Here is a 17,102-nt window from a genome sequence, read left to right on the forward strand (position 1 = left end):
TAGTAATTTAAACAGAAAAGTGCGCCGCGAAGGCGCACTTTTTATTCGTTCACACAAATGTAATATCGCTAGGATACCTCGTATCCTAGCGTATGTCATTAGTGTTTAAGTCTAGCGTGCAGTTCTTGAACAGAAGCCACTTTGTTACGATCATCTGCAGACTTCGCTCGAATAGTCGCGAATGCTGCATTCATCGTCGTAGTATACGTGACCTTATTCAACAGCGCTTCTCGACGAATGTAAACTGAGTCAGTAATGGCTTGGCGACCCTCTGTTGTATTTATCAAGTAGGCGTATTCGCCATTTTTGATAGCATCAACGATATTAGGACGGCCTTCCGACAGTTTATTCACTACCGTGCTCATTATGCCTGCATCGTACAAGGTTGTTGCTGTTCCGCGTGTCGCTTCAATACTAAAACCAGCGGCGATAAGCGCCTTGGCAAGCTCAATGATTTTAGGCTTGTCAGTCTCACGAACAGAGATAAGCGCTTTACCTTCTTTAGGTAATGGCGCACCCGCACCTAAGTTCGCTTTCGCGTACGCTTCTTCAAAGGTATCGCCCACGCCCATAACCTCACCGGTAGAGCGCATTTCTGGGCCTAGCAGTGGATCAACGCCTTGGAATTTAGCAAATGGAAGAACCACTTCTTTCACAGAGTAGAAAGGCGGGATCACTTCTTCCGTTACGCCCTGCTCGGCCAAGCTTACACCCGCCATTGCACGCGCTGCCACTTTCGCAAGCGGAATACCTGTGGCTTTTGATACAAACGGTACGGTTCGCGCTGCGCGAGGGTTAACCTCGATAAGGTAAACTTCACCGTCTTTAATCGCGAACTGCGTGTTCATCAAACCAACGACACCGAGTTCAAGGGCCATAGCACGCACCTGCTCGCGCATTACGTCCTGAATTTCTTTCGAAAGCGAGTGTGGCGGCAGTGAACATGCAGAGTCACCCGAGTGAACACCTGCTTGTTCGATATGTTCCATGATTCCGCCGATGACCACGTCTTTACCGTCGCAAATCGCGTCGATATCAACTTCGATGGCATCGTCAAGGAAACGGTCTAGCAATACTGGCGCGTCGTTAGACACTTTAACTGCTTCGTTTAAGTAACGTTTCAGGTCTTTGATGTCGTATACGATTTCCATCGCACGACCACCAAGTACATAACTTGGACGTACAACAAGCGGAAAACCTATTTCTTTAGCTTTCTCAAGTGCTTGCTCAACGTTAGTTACCGTCGCATTCGCAGGCTGCTTGAGATTAAGCTTGTTCACCATTTGTTGAAAACGTTCACGGTCTTCAGCACGGTCAATCGCTTCTGGCGAAGTACCCATGATTGGTACACCGGCTGCCTCTAGTGCACGGGCAAGTTTAAGTGGCGTTTGGCCACCATACTGCACAATAACGCCTTTTGGCTGCTCTTTAGCAACGATTTCAAGCACATCTTCCAGCGTTACTGGTTCGAAGTACAAGCGGTCAGACGTATCGTAGTCAGTAGACACTGTTTCTGGGTTACAGTTGACCATAATGGTCTCGTAACCGTCTTCACGCATGGACAGCGCCGCGTGAACACAACAGTAATCAAACTCGATACCTTGACCAATACGGTTAGGACCGCCACCTAACACCATGATTTTGTCTTTGTCAGTGGGGGCCGCTTCACACTCTTCGTCATACGTAGAGTACATGTAAGCTGTGCTCGTAGAGAATTCTGCTGCACACGTGTCTACACGCTTGTACACTGGCGAAATGCCAAATCCACGACGCGTCTCACGAATGTCACTTTCCGCTACTTTGGTCAGCTCAGCAAGGCGTGCATCTGAGAAGCCTTTGCGCTTCAGTGCGCGCATAAAGTCTGCATCGATACCCGGCAAACCAAGATCCGCAACTTTCGCTTCTAGTAGAATTAGGTCTTCAAGCTGCACAAGGTACCAACGGTCGATATTGGTAAGGTTAAATACCTCATCAACCGTCATGCCCATACGGAACGCATCGCCAATGTACCAAATGCGCTCTGCGCCTGGCTGGCGAAGTTCGTAAACAACCTTGTTGCGTGACTCTGGGTCTTCAAGGTCAACCATTGGGTTAAGGCCTGTTGCACCGACCTCAAGACCGCGAAGCGCTTTTTGCAATGATTCTTGCTGGTTGCGACCAATTGCCATCACTTCACCTACCGACTTCATTTGAGTAGTTAGGCGGTCGTTAGCACCGGCGAACTTTTCAAAGTTGAAGCGTGGGATCTTCGTGACTACGTAATCGATAGACGGCTCAAACGACGCAGGCGTTAGGCCACCCGTAATGTCGTTAGCCAATTCATCTAGCGTGTAACCTACCGCAAGTTTCGCTGCCACTTTCGCGATTGGGAAACCTGTTGCTTTCGAAGCAAGCGCTGATGAACGCGATACACGCGGGTTCATCTCGATGATGACCATACGGCCCGTTTTAGGATCGACACCGAACTGTACGTTTGAACCACCCGTTTCAACGCCAATCTCACGTAGTACGGCCATTGCCGCATTACGCATAATCTGGAATTCTTTGTCGGTCAGGGTTTGTGCAGGTGCTACAGTGATTGAGTCACCTGTGTGTACACCCATTGGGTCGAAGTTTTCGATAGTACACACGATAATACAGTTATCTGCTTTATCGCGTACTACTTCCATTTCGTATTCTTTCCAACCTAGCAACGATTCATCAATAAGCAGTTCGTTGGTAGGAGACAGGTCAAGACCGCGGTGACAGATTTCGTTGAACTCGTCAATGTTATAGGCAATACCGCCGCCGCTGCCACCCATGGTGAAAGAAGGGCGAATAATACATGGGAATCCTATACGGCTTAACACATCGTGCGCTTCATCCATGCTGTGTGCGATTTCTGCACGCGGACATTCAAGGCCGATATTTCTCATTGCTTTGTCGAAGCGCTCGCGGTTCTCCGCTTTATCGATGGCGTCAGCCGTTGCGCCGATAAGCTCACAACCGAACTCTTCTAGTACGCCATGTTTATCTAGCTCAAGCGCACAGTTTAGTGCAGTCTGCCCACCCATCGTTGGTAGGATGGCATCTGGACGTTCTTTTTCGATGATCTTGCGAACGACTTCCCAGTGAATTGGCTCAATGTAGGTTGCATCTGCCATTTCTGGGTCTGTCATAATGGTAGCTGGGTTAGAGTTTACCAAAATAACACGGTAGCCTTCTTCGCGAAGGGCTTTACACGCTTGCGCGCCTGAATAATCGAATTCACAAGCCTGGCCAATTACAATAGGGCCAGCACCAATGATAAGAATACTTTGTATGTCGGTACGTTTTGGCATAGTTGGCTAATTCCTACTGCTTGTGTTGTTCAATAAGTTCGATGAAGTGGTCGAATAGCGGTGCCGCTTCATGAGGGCCTGGGCTGGCTTCAGGGTGACCCTGGAAGCTAAATGCAGGCTTGTCGGTGCGGTGAATACCTTGCAACGACTTGTCGAACAACGAAATGTGAGTTACTTCTAGGTTATCTGGCAAGCTAGACTCGTCAACAGCAAAACCGTGGTTTTGGCTAGTGATCATAACTACATTACGCTTAAGGTCTTTCACCGGGTGGTTTGCGCCGTGATGACCAAACTTCATTTTCACCGTCTTCGCACCACTTGCGATAGCAAGTAGCTGGTGACCAAGACAAATACCAAAGACTGGCGTACCCGTTTCTACGATGGTTTTAATTGCTGCCACTGCATAGTCACATGGCTCAGGATCACCAGGACCATTTGACAAGAACACACCGTCAGGGTTCATGGCTAATACGTCTTCAGCGGGAGTTTGTGCGGGTACCAGGGTCACTTTACAACCGCGGTCGGCAAGCATGCGAAGAATATTATTCTTAACACCGTAGTCGTATGCAACAACGTGATACTTGAACTCGCTTGGTGTTACGTAGCCTTTGCCAAGCTCCCAACTCCCTTCTGTCCATGTCTTCGGCTCAGTAATACTGACTACTTTGGCCAAATCCATGCCTTTAAGGCCAGGAAAAGCTTTTGCTTGCGCCAGTGCGCTAGACTCGTCTAATTCATCAGAGCAAATAATGCAGCCGTTTTGTGCACCTTTGTCTCGCAAGATACGCGTTAAACGACGTGTATCAATGTCAGCAATACCCACAACGCCTTTCGCTTTAAGGTATTCAGACAGTGTTTGCTGTTGACGAAAGTTACTAGCAACAAGCGGTAAATCACGAATAATGAGACCTTTCGACCAGATTTTATCTGCCTCGACGTCTTCTTCGTTAGTACCGGTATTGCCAATGTGTGGATAAGTAAGGGTGATGAGTTGTTCAGCGTAGGATGGGTCGGTGAGAATTTCTTGATAGCCGGTCATGGAAGTATTAAAAACGACTTCCCCGACGGCGGAGCCTGTAGCGCCTATCGCCGTACCTTTAAAAACAGAACCATCCTCTAACACCAAAAGGGCAGAATTAGCCAAGTCAACCTCCAGATTAAGGATAACTATGTGTTTGCGCAGTTTTCTGCACAAACCCCACAAAAAACGGGAGTTATTGATAACAATACATCCCGTTCTACGATCTTTGCAGCTAATAAAACCGCACTCTTCAGCCGGTTTGACCGCTTCAGAATACGAAATTCTGGCAAATTCAGGCGAGTATACATCACTGACCGAAAATGGCAAATTTATTTCTAATAATTTACTAAAATAACGCTTATGCCACCTTTTTTGCGCAAAACCACTGAAAGTACGCTTTATTGCTCACAAAAAGTTCAACTTTAGTTTAACACTTTGATAACGCCTCAACGTTTATTTGCTTTTGTCGCAAGCTAACGTTGAATATGTTTATAGTTTCAAGTCTAGTACATCAACCATGGAGTATAGACCAGGTTCCTTACCATACAACCATTTTGCGGCGTGTACCGCACCTTTGGCGAACGTTAAACGACTAGAGGCTTTGTGAGTTATCTCTAGACGCTCACCAATATCAGCAAATAATGCGGTATGCTCGCCAACAATATCCCCTGCTCTTATTGTGGCAAAGCCTATGGTACCCTGGTCTCTTTCAGGCTCTTTGCCTTCTCGGCCATAAACCGCACATGTCTTTAAATCTCGGCCTAATTCATCAGCTATCGCTTCACCAATGGCCATTGCAGTGCCTGATGGCGCATCTTGTTTAAATCTGTGATGTGCCTCTGTAATTTCGATATCAGCAGTTTCACCTAGTACGCTTGCCGCCTGTCGAACAAGCGACAACATAAGATTTACGCCAACGCTGTAGTTTGCTGCAAAAACGATAGGAATGTGTTTAGCGGCTTCACGTAGTGCAGCGAGTTGATTATCGTTAAGACCGGTGGTCCCAATCACGACTGGCATGTTGTTTTCAACACACCATTTTAGGTTGTTTTCAATAACGGAAGGTAATGTGAAGTCAATCATCACGTCGGCGTCGCTTCCGCTTAAACTCGATAAAGCGGAACAATCAATGTTCTTCTTACCAATACCGGCAAGCTCACCTACATTTAAACCCACCCATGGAGAATCATCTCGGACCGTTGCAACACTGAGTTCTGCATCATCACTTAGGTCAAGTGCCTCGACAAGAACACGCCCCATTCGCCCATTGGCGCCAAACAAACCTACTTTCATTATTTGTATTACACTTTTATTTGCCTTCAACTAGCACGCATTTTGCCAAATGCCTGCACTATTGCAATGTGAGATTAATAATAAATACATATAACAATTAACACAGAAAACGTTTCGCTTTCCTCTGTAGATGCATTCACTCAAAAAAACACGCAAGTATAGGCTTTCAAAAAAGGCTTGTGCTTCTCAATTCGCTGACGTCGAATGACGTAAGCGCAAGATTCACTCCCAAAACTATTGTCTGTCGCGTTAATAGATATTACGGTGAATGTGCTCGCTAAATCGTTGGCTAGTCTTGTTTTCTAGGGCCAATTGAGTGACGCTGTTGGCAATCATAATTACTAATTCAAATGAAAACATTATGCAGAAAGTACTCGTTTGGGATATCCCTACCCGCTTTTTTCACTGGCTTCTGGTTGCCAGCCTTTTAGCACAGTATGCGACGGCCGAATGGTTCGAAAACGCAATACAATGGCATTTTTATATTGGATATTTCACTTTATTTTTGGTTGTCTTTCGCGTTTTATGGGGTTTTGTAGGTACCCATTATGCTAGATTTAACAGCTTCGTAACCGGTCCGCGAGACGTTGTAAACTATGTAATGACCTTGTTTAATAAACACTCGGCATCTTCTGTTGGGCACAACCCGCTGGGAGGCTGGTTTGTTATCGTCATGCTTGTTTTAGTCGCTGTTCAAGCAGTTTCAGGCTTGTTTATGACGGACGATATTTTCTTAGATGGTCCTTATCGCCAACTGGCAGATAAAGAAACACTCGCGCTGATGAATACACTACACCATCTCGCATTTGACATTCTGCTGTATGTCATTGCACTTCATATAGCGGCGGTCATTTTTTACGGTGTTTATAAAAAACAAAAATTAGTGCCTGCCATGGTGCATGGGAAAAAAGAGTCAAAAACCGCTGGTATCTCTGACTCTCGCTTAGTTATTGCACTTTTGGTCGCGTTGTTAGCTGGGGTAATTGTGTACGTAGCGATTGACGTTTTTCCGCCCACGCCTGAAGTGGACGAGTATTACTATTAACATGGTACTTAAGGGCCTGCTATATAAAATAGACAGGCCCTGCCTCGATGAGTCATTCAAATTAAGCCCTGTACCAATCCTTTTTGCCTCATTAGCGACTCAATCTCTTTTACACTTGTTGGATCATCAATTGTAGAAGGCACGGCGACCGTTTCATTTGCCGCTATTTGGCGAAGGAGTTTGCGTAAAATTTTTCCGGAACGGGTTTTCGGTAATCGCTCAACGACAATAGCGCGTTTAAAACAGGCTACCGGACCAATTGCGTCACGTACTCGCTGAACCAGCGCTTTCTCTAGCTCTTTTTCGTCAATTGAAACTCCATCTTTAAGTAATACTAACCCAACGGGCAATTGACCTTTAAGTGCGTCATGAACCCCGATGACACTGCATTCGGCTATGGCAGGATGCGCTGCTAACACCTCCTCCATTTCGCCTGTAGAAAGCCGGTGCCCTGCAACATTGATTACGTCATCTGTCCTCCCCATAATAAAAACGTAACCGTCTTCATCCACATAGCCATTATCGCCGGTGCTATAGTAGCCAGGAAATTCCCGCAGGTAACCGTCGCTAAAACGCTGATGATCTCGCCAGATTGTAGACAAGCACCCCGGGGGTAAGGGAAGTTTGATAGCAATCGCACCCGTTTCTCCCGTTGTTTGTTCTTTATCGATACCTTTGAGCACCGTTACGTGAAACCCTGGCGTTGGAACACTGGAAGAGCCTGGCTTAGTTTCCATGGGTTCCACCCCCATTGGGTTTGAACAAATCGGCCAGCCCGTTTCCGTCTGCCACCAATGGTCGATAATCGGCACGCCTATTTTATCTAGTGCCCAGTAATAGGTCGGCGGATCAAGCCGCTCACCCGCCATAAATACTGTTCGCAGACTTGATGTATCGTATGTGGAAAAAAGGTCAGCTTCTGGATCGACTTTTCTAATTGCACGAAATGCAGTAGGGGCTGCGAAAAGCACATTGATTTTGTGGCTTTCTATCATTCTCCAGAACGCACCCGCATCCGGTGTACCTACAGGTTTACCTTCATACAGCACAGTCGTAGCGCCTTTTATTAACGGCGCATAAACAATGTAGGAGTGCCCCACAACCCAACCCACGTCCGACGCTGCCCAAAATACGTCGTCCTCACCAATACCGTAGACGGCTCCCATGGAATAGTGAAGCGCGACGGCATGCCCACCATTATCTCGCACCACACCCTTGGGCTTACCCGTAGTTCCAGAGGTATAAAGTACATAAAGTGGATCAGTGGCATCGACCGCGACGGGGTCAGCGGGCTCACTATTTTCCGCTAATGTCATCCAATCGTGATCAATATCTTCGTTTAATTGCGCAATTAATTGTTCACGCTGAAACAAGACACACGCATTGGGCTTGTGGTTGGCTATCGATACGGCCTCATCGACTAGCGGTTTATAAGGCAGTATTTTGCTGCCCTCTATGCCGCATGACGCCGTAATAATTACTTTCGGTGTTGCATCGTCTATTCTGACGGCAAGTTCATTCGCGGCAAAGCCACCAAAAACAACTGAGTGGATAGCGCCAATGCGCGCACAAGCCAGCATGGCGATCGCAGCTTGGGGGATCATGGGCATATAAATAATGACCCGATCGCCTTTCGATACACCTAAACGCGACAAGCCGCCAGCAAATGTCGCGACCTGTGAAAGCAATTCATTGTAAGAAAAATACTGTGTGGTTTGTGTGACTGGCGAATCATATATAAGCGCTGTCTTCTCACCCCGTCCATTTTTAACGTGGTGATCTAGCGCAAGATATGACGTGTTGAGTTGACCTCCACGAAACCAGTCATAGTAACCATTATCCGCTTTTTGACAGCCATTTACTGGGGGCTCAAACCAAGCGATATTGCGAGCTTGTTGTAACCAAAACTCATCGGGATGTTGTATGGAGGCAATGTATTCATTTTTATAAGTCATAACCATGTCCTGAGTAGGGTTTATGAACAACCTAATGCAGTTCGCGATAACGTGGTTATAAGACTTCAGGCGTAAACGTTATAACAGCCTGATTTACATAGCATTAAACTTTCATAGAACTTTAGATGTCGACATGAACGTTACTGCGAAGTGAGCGCTATTTTTTCACGCCAACTTTCAACACTCATGGGTTTGTCCAAATAAAAGCCTTGGAAAGCGCTGCACCCACACGCTTTAGCTTGCTCAAGCTGATGCGTGGTTTCGATGCCTTCTGCCACTGTATCTAAATGAAGCGCTTTGGCCATGTTGCAAATACTCGTGATTAACAGTGTTTTCTGCGCCGAGCCTTCCATTGCTTCTATAAATACTCTATCAACTTTTAATTCTTTTATGGGCAAATCTTGGAGGTAATTCAGGTTTGATTCGCCTATTCCAAAATCGTCAATTGATAGAGAAAAACCTTGTTCGGCGAGTTCTCTCACGCGATACTGAATGATGCTTACCCCCCTAATTAGCGAGCCCTCTGTCAATTCTAGCGTTAAGCTTTTATGCGCTACCTGCCATTTATTGACGATTGCCACAAACTTACTGACAAAATCAGCTCTTGCCAAATGCTTAGCACTGATATTAATAGACAGCTTGGTGTCTATCTGTTGAGATTGGCATTCTTTGAGTAATTTACACGCTTCATTGCAAACCCATAATCCAAAATCGGCGATATGTTCGTTTTCTTCAGCTATCGGAATAAATTCGGTGGGATTGACTATGCCTAAATGTGGATGCTTCCATCTCAGCAATACTTCCGAGCTAATAACATTGTTCAGCCCATCATACTGAGGCTGTAATTCGATGAATAGCTCGTCGTTCGAAATTGCTCTACCTAATGAACGCTTAACGTAGCTATAACGTTCAATATCGCTTGCTTTTATGTGGGAATACTCGTTTGCGCTTGGCGGCTTGTCTTTAAACGTTCGCTGTGGGGTTCGCGCTAAAGTCTCACGTATTTTTTTAAATGAAAAGTGCGTATTAGGCAATGTGCAGCTAATTGTTTGAGTCTCGATCGTTAAGAGGCTGTTGTGAAGCGTTATGGGCAGTAAAATATGTTCATGTAGCAGGTTAGCGTAGTTTTTCGCGACATGAATCGCGTCGGATTCTTCCTCGAAATATTGGTCAACGTGAACAAAAAAGGCTCCCCTTCCGCATTTAAACACTCTTGCTTTATGGACGCTTTTATCTTCGAAAACCCGCATAAATCGGCTAGCTAAAATACGGGATAAGTAATCGATAGTTGGCTCACCAAAAGCTTCTTCGTACTCATTGAAATTGCAAATATTCACGCGAATGAATACGGACAGAGGTTTTGACTCACTGCCAACGCGGGCCTTTTCAGCGAGGTAACGTTCAAATTGATGTTGATTAGGAAGACCTGTCACTGCATCTGTTAGTGCGAGTTGCTTGAAGTGTTCCAGTTCAACGTGATGAGATGAAACATCTCTTATGGTAGCCACGACCAACTGCTGACCGTTGATGATACAAGGCGATAAATTCACATCACAAGAAATACGCTTCCCGTTCTTATGACGCAAACATTCCGTGACAACCCGCTTTTCAGCGCAAATATTCAATCCTTTAGCCCGCTCAGAAAAATAAGAGGGCGCATCGCTGTTTTGTACTTTTGTGGAAATTAATCTTACGTCTTGCCCTATCAACTCATCAGGTTCAAAACCTAAAACGACAGAGAGGTAGTCGTTAGACGATAAAATCGTACCATTTTCATCTATGCATAACACAACGCTATCGACGTTGTTTAACAATGTAGCTAAGTAGTTAGTGTAGTTATGCTGCGACTCAGAAAGTCGCTGAACGTCAGTTTCATCTTGAGCGGTACCATAAAAACGCGTGACCTTTACACCTCTTTTTTTACCCTTCTCGACTTGCAAAAATGCCGAAAGCTTAACACTTTTCGTTTGTCCCTGCTTATCTCGAAAATTAAAGTGCATAGTAAATTCTCGGTCGCCTTTCAGCGCCTTCGTTATTTTGCGTCTTAACGCTACCCTATCACTCAATGTAAGCATAGAGAGAACTTCACGGAGGCTCACACTTTTTATCTGCGGCATTCCCAATAGCTTTTTCATGACTTCAGTTGATGAAAAAACACTGGAAAACCTATCTATTTCCCACGCCCCTACCTTTGAGATTGAACACACTTTTTCTAAAAGGGATAACTGCTCTGAGAGCTTATCAGAATAGGGGTGTCTTACGAGTTCGTACTGGTAACTCACTTCTACTTTTTGACGTGTGATATCGATAAGTGCATGTTGCCGGGCGTTCAGCACGTTATGCTGCACAAAAGTGAGGAAAACGCCCATGACTTCCCCTTGAATATCTCGAATCATTGCAACAACAATGTGACTGCTGGAATATTGCTGAAGCGAATCAGGTAACTCAAATTCCTCTGACGGAATAGGCGCACTGAGCGGCGTGAGAGGAAGCATGAGCAAAACGTGGGAAGGAAAAATAATACTTTCAGCATCTTTAAAGCTGTGATTAGCATCGCTAGCAACAATTGTAGCTCGCCCGGTATTGGGATTAATTGATGCCAATAACATGCACAGAGCGTGGGCTTTCGCTTTATTTTCATTTAACAACGCTGTGACGTTGTGCTGCGTTGTTCGTACTGTCGATAACATGCGTTCACTGCGTAAGTCCATCTAGGCAAACCTTCTAATAATCCGTTAATTCAAAAATAGTGACATCACATGATGTTGATAAGATAAAGGTATCTTTCCTTGTGCACCCTTAAGCCCTGCCGTGTTTTTCCGCATTTTATGATTTTGCAGCGCATCAAGAACAACGCTACAAGTCGCCCAATAACCACCGTATCAGTTTTTATTGAAGAAAAAAGACCTGCGTTTTTTGCAATATAGCTAACAGTCGTATAAATATCCAGCAGGTTTTAAGGCACCAGCGCGCACGCTAACGAGCAATATTGCTAGTGCGAGACTCGGCGTGAAATTTGTGGGAGCGCTCCCCTTTTTCATTTCAGCCCCGTTACAAACTTGGTTAATGAAAAAGAGCAGCGCTATAAAAATGATTGATTAATCAGTCTTTTTTGTAATCGTCATGGCAGGATTTACAGCTTGCGCCAATTTTACCAATAGCAGCGCGATAGGCACTCTCGTCACCCGTTTTTACAGCGGCTTGAAGACCTTTTGCGGCTGTTTTAAGCGCCATCACTTTTGATTCAACATCTGAAAAATTTTCCCAAATTTCGTCTTTAGCACCTGTCTCGACATCAAATTTGCGAGTATCCACTGAAAGATAATCGCCCATCATATCAGCCAGTTGCTCAAGGCGAACGGCATTCGTTTCCATAACGGTTTCGTCAAATGGTAACGCGCCTTTAGCCATGCCGCCAAGCGGGCCCATGTTGCTGCGAACAAGTTGAAACACTGCTTGACGGTATTGTGTTGCTGCTTTAGCGTGTTTTTCTGAAGACGCTTCGGTTACATCAGCAGCTACTGAAGCTGACATTACCAACCCCATCGTTGCCACAGCGACTATCGCTTTATTAAAAATTTTCATGCCTGTTCCCTTTGTTTGAATTGATTATATGTGCGTAACACTTATTCAAATATTTGTTGTTACCAATACCATTAATCCGCATAGAATCCACCACTAAGAAGGGCGAGTTGAATATGTCCGTACTCTTTGTTGTGTCATCTTGATACAGAACCACTGTACCTGAGGTAACGCGCCGCGGTTACGAACATGTTAAGTCTCACTAAGTGGGTAATTATCTATGCAGACTGGTAGTACAGGTCTATCGTGACGAATAGTTTGAGTCAGCGCAAGAAATATAACGGTGAATTAGCCGACTAGAAGGATTAACGCCAACGCATCATGTTTGAAGCGTTTTTGGGACATGCAGCCAAGTACAGCTTCGGACAGTCACTCAGTTAAAACATAACCAGCGTACAGTTTTGGACAGACACTCAGTTAAAACATAACCAGCGTACAGTTTTGGACAGACACTTAGTTGATATGGAAAGCACAGTATTATTGTGTGATTAGTTTACTGAACCAAGTACAGCTTCGGACAGACACTCAGTTAAAACATACCAACGTACAGTTTTGGACAGACACTCAGAAAATATAGAAAACACCGCATAATTGTGTGATTAGTTTACCGAACCGTTTAGTGGCAAAAAAAAGCCCTCTTAACGAGGGCTTTAGAATCACATTGCGCGTTTTTGACAATTAATTAGTTAAATCATCAAAGAACTTCTTAACACCGTCGAAGAAGCCTTGTGCTTTCGGGCTGTGCTTGCTTGACGCTTTACCCATTGACTCTTCCAGTTCTTGAAGCAGCTCTTTTTGGCGTGATGATAAGTTTACTGGTGTTTCAACCACAACTTTACACATCAGGTCGCCCATAGCCCCGCTGCGCACTGACTTAACGCCTTTACCGCGAAGGCGGAACATACGCCCGGTTTGCGTTTCTGCGCTAATTTTCAGCTTAACTTTACCGTCTAATGTTGGCACTTCTAGTTCACCGCCTAGAGCAGCCGTTGTGAAGCTTAGCGGAACTTCACAATATAGGTTATTGCCATCGCGCTTAAAGATATCGTGTTCGCGCACATGAACCTGAACGTACAAGTCACCTGCCGGCGCACCATTTTCACCTGCTTCACCTTCGCCAGATAGACGGATGCGATCGCCCGTATCTACGCCAGCTGGGATTTTAACGTTAAGGGTCTTGGTCTTTTCTTTGCGACCATGACCATGACAGCTGTTACACGGATCTTCAATGATCTTGCCTTTGCCCGAACACGTTGGGCAGGTTTGCTGAACAGCGAAGAACCCTTGGCGCATTTGAACTTGGCCATTACCGTGACAGGTTGGACATGTCTTCGGTGAAGACCCTTTCTTCGCGCCTGAGCCGTCACACACATCACATTCGACCAGGGTGGGAACGCGAATGTCCACACTTTTGCCTCGAACCGCTTCTTCCAAGCTCAATTCTAAGTTATAGCGAAGATCTGAACCTTGTCGTGCGCGCGATTGACGTCCACCTCGGCCACCGCCAAAGATATCACCAAATACATCGCCAAAAATATCGCCGAAGTCGGCACCACCACCGAAGCCACCGCCACCACGGTTTGGATCAACACCCGCGTGGCCATATTGGTCGTATGCTGCACGTTTCTGCGAATCTGACAGAATTTCGTAGGCTTCCTGGATTTCTTTAAATTTGTCTTCCAGGGCTTTATCGCCTTGCGTACGGTCAGGGTGATATTTCATCGCAAGCTTTTTGTACGCTTTTTTAATTTCGCGTTCGCCTGCACTTTTATCTACCCCGAGTACTTCGTAGTAGTCTCGTTTCGACATATCGTTTACATATCCTACTTTTTGTCAATGAGCATTGCGTGCTCATCGAATCTACATCTGACTGTTGTGAAAGTAACCTGAATGTATGTTCAATTATCGCCAAGTCATTTACACAACAAAGGCGCAACAAGAAATTCCTGCTGCGCCTGAACTGCTAACACGGCCCGCTAACCTATTAGATAACGGACCTGACGCAACAGTTTACTTCTTGTCGTCGTCTTTCACTTCTTCAAATTCAGCGTCAACAACGTCATCGTCAGCTTTACCAGAAGCTTGTTGCTCTGCACCTTCAGCGCCACCGGCAGCAGCTTGCTGTGCTTGCGCCGCTTCCATCAGCTTGCTAGATACTTGGATAAGTTCTTGCGTTTTCGCTTCGATTTCAGCTTTATCTTCGCCTTTAACAGCAGTTTCAAGTGCTGAAAGTGCTTCTTCAATTGGCGCTTTATCGTCTGCACTTAATGCATCGCCAACTTCTTCAAGTTGTTTACGTGTGGCGTGAACCATACCGTCAGCTTGGTTACGCGCTTGAATCAGCTCTTCAAACTTCCTGTCAGATTCTTTGTTCGCTTCTGCGTCAGCTACCATTTTTTCAACTTCTTCGTCTGTTAGACCTGAAGAAGCTTTGATAGTGATCTTCTGCTCTTTACCCGTATCTTTATCTTTCGCAGACACGTGTAGGATACCGTCAGCATCTAGGTCGAATGTTACTTCGATTTGCGGTACACCGCGTGCTGCTGGACGAATACCTTCTAGGTTGAACTGACCAAGAGACTTGTTGCCACTTGATTGTTTACGCTCACCTTGCAGTACGTGTACTGTTACTGCTGACTGATTGTCTTCAGCAGTTGAGAACGTTTGCGACTTCTTCGTTGGAATCGTCGTGTTTTTCTCAATAAGCACGGTCATTACGCCACCCATTGTCTCGATACCTAGAGACAGAGGTGTAACGTCTAGAAGTAGTACGTCTTTAACGTCACCTGAAAGTACGCCACCTTGAATTGCTGCGCCTACTGCAACGGCTTCATCAGGGTTTACGTCTTTACGTGGCTCTTTGCCGAAGAATTCAGTCACGTACTTCTGTACTAGCGGCATACGTGTTTGACCACCAACGAGGATGATGTCATTGATGTCGCCAACAGATAGATCTGAATCCGCTAGCGCCTGCTTAAGTGGCTCAAGTGAATTCTTAACTAGATCTTCAACCAAAGACTCAAGTTTTGCACGAGTAAGCTTAATAGCTAAGTGCTTAGGACCTGTTGCATCAGCAGTGATGTAAGGCAGGTTAACTTCAGTCTGTTGTGAAGAAGAAAGCTCAATTTTCGCTTTTTCACCGGCTTCTTTAAGACGCTGCATGGCAAGCGGATCTTTACGAAGGTCGATGCCTTGGTCTTTCTTGAATTCTTCAACTAGGTAGTTGATAACACGGTTATCAAAGTCTTCACCTCCAAGGTGAGTATCACCATTAGTTGCTAGTACTTCAAAGGTGTGCTCGCCGTCTACTTCATCAATTTCAATGATAGAGATATCGAACGTACCACCACCTAGGTCATATACTGCAACAACATTGTCGCCCTGCTTTTTGTCCATGCCGTAGGCAAGAGCAGCAGCAGTTGGCTCGTTGATAATACGCTTAACTTCAAGACCTGCGATACGACCCGCGTCTTTCGTTGCTTGACGCTGAGAGTCGTTGAAGTAAGCAGGAACAGTGATAACTGCGCCAGTTACTTCTTCGCCAAGATAGTCTTCAGCAGTCTTTTTCATTTTCTTAAGTACTTCAGCAGAAATCTGCGGAGGCGCCATTTTCTCGCCTTTCGCTTCTACCCAAGCATCACCGTTATCAGCACCTACAATTTTGAAAGGCATGATATCGATGTCGCGCTGTACTTCTTTATCTTGGAAGCGACGACCAATTAGACGCTTGATTGCGAATAACGTGTTAGTCGGGTTAGTTACCGCCTGACGCTTTGCAGACTGACCTACCAATGTTTCACCATCGTTTGTGTAAGCGATGATTGAAGGGGTTGTACGATCGCCTTCCGCGTTTTCAATAACGCGAGGTTTGTCGCCGTCTAGAACTGCGACACATGAATTCGTTGTACCTAAGTCGATACCTATGATTCTACCCATTTCGTGTCTCCGAATGATTTTCTTAATGCTGTACTTTTAGTGGGGTTATTTCCCCGCCTTTTCAATAGATGCCAGTTAAAAAAACTGACATTTCTGTGTGTTTGTCGCAAAAAGCGTATTAAGCTTGCGTATCCACACCGCCGCTTGGTGCACGCGATACCATTACCATGGCTGGGCGTAGCAAACGGCCGTTAATTTGATAACCTTTCTGCATAACCGCCATTACTGTATTTGGCTCGTGGTCTGCACTTTCTTGCATCGACATCGCCTGATGCAAATCAGGGTTGAAGGTTTCACCCTGCGGATCAATAAGGCTTAAACCAAATTTCTCAATAGTGCTCAAGAAAGTTTTGTGTGTCATTTCCACACCTTCCAACAGCGGCTTAATCGCTTCATTGTCGCCATCGGTCAATTCTATTGCACGCTCAAGGTTGTCGATAACCGGTAGCAGTTCGCCAGCGAAGCGTTCTAGGGCGAATTTACGCGCTTTTTCCACTTCTCCTTCAGCTCGACGACGCGCGTTGTCAGCGTCTGCACGCGCACGAAGCACACTGTCTTGCTGTTCTTTGATTGTTGCTTGTGCTTCAGAAAGTGCCGTTTCCAGCTCGTAAATGCGCTGTGCATTTTCATCAAGCTCTACACCTTCTGCTTCAGACGCTTCTACTTGAACTTCTTCTGCACTTTGAACAGTTTCATCAACTGTATTTTCTTGTTCTGCCTGCACGTCGCGATTATCGCTCATGCCTACCTCCACACGTTTTTCTAAATTAGGCATTGCCCAACAACCTAAAATTGTTGGGAACAACTCTGTTGCGCTTAGTTATGGGGCTAGTTTGAGAGCGATCAAGGGTATCCACACAATTTTTGTGGGTGATTTTAAAAAAATATAAAAAAGCCAGACCACAACATGAAAATTGCCTTTCTATCGCTCAACATGGCAGTCGCTTTTT

The 17,102-nt window shown here is 45.5% G+C and carries 10 protein-coding genes; 1 reads left to right on the forward strand and 9 read right to left on the reverse strand.

The features are described from left to right. Positions 1–98 precede the first annotated feature (98 nt). From carB to dapB, 3 genes are all read right to left on the reverse strand, one after another. Entirely contained in the window at positions 99–3,320 is a 3,222-nt protein-coding gene (gene carB, locus GVO63_RS14090) for a carbamoyl-phosphate synthase large subunit (RefSeq protein ID WP_159580697.1), read from the reverse strand. Between the two features lie 13 nt (positions 3,321–3,333). Next, entirely contained in the window at positions 3,334–4,464 is a 1,131-nt protein-coding gene (gene carA, locus GVO63_RS14095; protein WP_159580699.1) for a glutamine-hydrolyzing carbamoyl-phosphate synthase small subunit, read from the reverse strand. Between the two features lie 366 nt (positions 4,465–4,830). Beyond that, a complete protein-coding gene (gene dapB, locus GVO63_RS14100; protein ID WP_159580701.1) occupies positions 4,831–5,634 on the reverse strand; it encodes a 4-hydroxy-tetrahydrodipicolinate reductase in 804 nt (267 codons plus the stop codon). Positions 5,635–5,995: 361 nt separating this feature from the next. On the opposite strand from dapB, the gene GVO63_RS14105 reads away from it, so the two are divergent. Then, positions 5,996–6,679, forward strand: coding sequence for a cytochrome b/b6 domain-containing protein (locus tag GVO63_RS14105; protein WP_159580703.1), 684 nt, complete (start codon positions 5,996–5,998; stop codon positions 6,677–6,679). 56 nt (positions 6,680–6,735) lie between these two features. Here the strand turns inward: GVO63_RS14105 and GVO63_RS14110 are convergent, their stop codons facing one another. The 6 genes from GVO63_RS14110 to grpE all read right to left on the reverse strand — a co-directional run bounded on the left by GVO63_RS14110 (position 6,736) and on the right by grpE (position 16,894). Next, complete coding sequence (locus GVO63_RS14110; protein ID WP_159580705.1) at positions 6,736–8,634, reverse strand: propionyl-CoA synthetase; 1,899 nt, start codon at positions 8,632–8,634, stop codon at positions 6,736–6,738. A gap of 140 nt (positions 8,635–8,774) precedes the next feature. Then, a complete protein-coding gene (locus tag GVO63_RS14115) occupies positions 8,775–11,345 on the reverse strand; it encodes a GGDEF domain-containing phosphodiesterase (RefSeq protein WP_159580707.1) in 2,571 nt (856 codons plus the stop codon). Positions 11,346–11,736: 391 nt separating this feature from the next. Beyond that, entirely contained in the window at positions 11,737–12,219 is a 483-nt protein-coding gene (locus GVO63_RS14120) for a cytochrome c (protein ID WP_159580709.1), read from the reverse strand. A gap of 675 nt (positions 12,220–12,894) precedes the next feature. Continuing rightward, positions 12,895–14,025, reverse strand: a complete 1,131-nt coding sequence (dnaJ, locus tag GVO63_RS14125) for a molecular chaperone DnaJ (RefSeq protein ID WP_159580711.1) — start codon at positions 14,023–14,025, stop codon at positions 12,895–12,897. A 201-nt stretch (positions 14,026–14,226) separates the two neighbouring features. Then, positions 14,227–16,152: a molecular chaperone DnaK gene (gene dnaK, locus GVO63_RS14130; RefSeq protein WP_159580713.1), complete on the reverse strand. Its 1,926-nt coding sequence runs from the start codon at positions 16,150–16,152 to the stop codon at positions 14,227–14,229. 118 nt (positions 16,153–16,270) lie between these two features. Beyond that, positions 16,271–16,894 (reverse strand): nucleotide exchange factor GrpE, encoded by a 624-nt coding sequence (grpE, locus tag GVO63_RS14135; protein WP_159580715.1) that lies wholly within the window; start codon positions 16,892–16,894, stop codon positions 16,271–16,273. Positions 16,895–17,102 lie beyond the last annotated feature (208 nt).

Source organism: Alteromonas sp. KUL106, from assembly GCF_009811415.1.
GTDB lineage: Bacteria > Pseudomonadota > Gammaproteobacteria > Enterobacterales > Alteromonadaceae > Alteromonas.

Excerpts from the sequence above, each read along its gene's own strand:
- GVO63_RS14120 (WP_159580709.1), bottom strand. The coding sequence starts at position 12,219 with ATGAAAATTTTTAATAAAGCGATAGTCGCTGTGGCAACGATGGGGTTG.
- GVO63_RS14110 (WP_159580705.1), bottom strand. The coding sequence starts at position 8,634 with ATGACTTATAAAAATGAATACATTGCCTCCATACAACATCCCGATGAG.
- GVO63_RS14115 (WP_159580707.1), bottom strand. The coding sequence starts at position 11,345 with ATGGACTTACGCAGTGAACGCATGTTATCGACAGTACGAACAACGCAG.
- carB (WP_159580697.1), bottom strand. The coding sequence starts at position 3,320 with ATGCCAAAACGTACCGACATACAAAGTATTCTTATCATTGGTGCTGGC.
- grpE (WP_159580715.1), bottom strand. The coding sequence starts at position 16,894 with ATGAGCGATAATCGCGACGTGCAGGCAGAACAAGAAAATACAGTTGAT.
- dnaK (WP_159580713.1), bottom strand. The coding sequence starts at position 16,152 with ATGGGTAGAATCATAGGTATCGACTTAGGTACAACGAATTCATGTGTC.
- GVO63_RS14105 (WP_159580703.1), top strand. The coding sequence starts at position 5,996 with ATGCAGAAAGTACTCGTTTGGGATATCCCTACCCGCTTTTTTCACTGG.
- dnaJ (WP_159580711.1), bottom strand. The coding sequence starts at position 14,025 with ATGTCGAAACGAGACTACTACGAAGTACTCGGGGTAGATAAAAGTGCA.
- dapB (WP_159580701.1), bottom strand. The coding sequence starts at position 5,634 with ATGAAAGTAGGTTTGTTTGGCGCCAATGGGCGAATGGGGCGTGTTCTT.